This window comes from Sphingobium sp. ba1 (genome assembly GCF_000743655.1).
Taxonomy (GTDB): domain Bacteria; phylum Pseudomonadota; class Alphaproteobacteria; order Sphingomonadales; family Sphingomonadaceae; genus Sphingobium.
The window spans coordinates 2944173-2945295 of sequence record NZ_JPPQ01000069.1 but is presented as its reverse complement, the minus strand read 5'-3'; the positions used below and the strand labels follow the sequence as shown (position 1 = coordinate 2945295).

1 protein-coding gene is annotated in these 1123 nt (G+C 64.3%); it reads right to left on the bottom strand.

Annotated elements, in window-relative coordinates; genetic code table 11:
* Positions 1–100: 100 nt before the first annotated feature.
* A partial coding sequence (gene mbhE / locus IL54_RS17530) for a hydrogen gas-evolving membrane-bound hydrogenase subunit E (RefSeq protein ID WP_037479109.1) occupies positions 101–1123 on the bottom strand: 1023 nt, incomplete at its 5' end.

The following is a 1123-nucleotide window of genomic DNA, read 5'->3' as shown; positions in this document are numbered from 1 at the left end:
GCGAGGCCAAGCACGACCGGGAAGGTGCGCCCGCGCAAAGCGAGATAGATGCCCGCCGCTGTCAGCACGGCAATGGCGGAGGCGACCAGAAATTCGATACTCATGCCCGGCGTCCCCGCAATTTGGCCGGGTCGATATCCATCGGGCCATCATCCTCCACCAGCGCCTTTTCCGCGCGCTGGGCGATATGGCTGAGTTCGGCCAGCGCGAGCATCACCGCACCGATCACCGTCATGGCGACGCCGACGTCGAACAGCATCGCCGTCGCGAGTTCAAATGTTCCGACCAAAGGCAGCGTGACATAGCCGAAAGCACTAGTGAACAGCGGCGCGCCGAAAAAGAGCGAGCCAAGGCCGGTCAGGGCGGCGATGGTGACACCCAAGCCGATCAGCATATGTTCGTCGACCCGCCGCCGCTGGTCCGCCCATTCAAAGCCCGACGCCATATATTGCATCAGCATCGCGATGGAGACGACCAGCCCGGCGATGAAGCCGCCGCCCGGCAGATTATGCCCGCGCAGGAAGATGAAGAGGCCGATCATCGTTGCCAGTGGCAGCAAGAGCCGGGCGGCGACCGCGAACATCATGGGATGGCGTTCGGGCGACCGGGGCAGATCCGCGACCCACTCGCGCAGGCGCTGGCCAGAGGGGCCACGCGCCACCGGTTGCAGCAGCGCGAAGATGGTGAGGGCGGCAATGCCCAGCACCGTAATTTCGCCGAACGTGTCGAAGGCACGGAAGTCGACGAGTGTGACATTGACCACATTGGTCCCACCGCCGCCCGAATAGCTGTTTTCCCAATGATAGGCGGAGATCGGATCATTGGGCTCGCGCGTCATCACGGCCCAGGCCGCCAGGCCTGCGACCGTGCCACCGGTCAGCCCGATCAGACCGTCGCGCAACCGCAGACTGTTGCTGGAGAGGCGCACCGGCTGTTTGGGCATCAGGTTGAGCGCCAGCAGCAACAGCAGGATCGTCACCACCTCCACCGAAATTTGCGTGAGGGCGAGGTCCGGGGCCGACAGATAGACGAAGGCGAGCGAAACGACGAGGCCGACGACGCTGATATAGACCAGCGTCAGATAGCGTTGGCGCTGCGCCTTCACGACCGCGATGACCGCCGC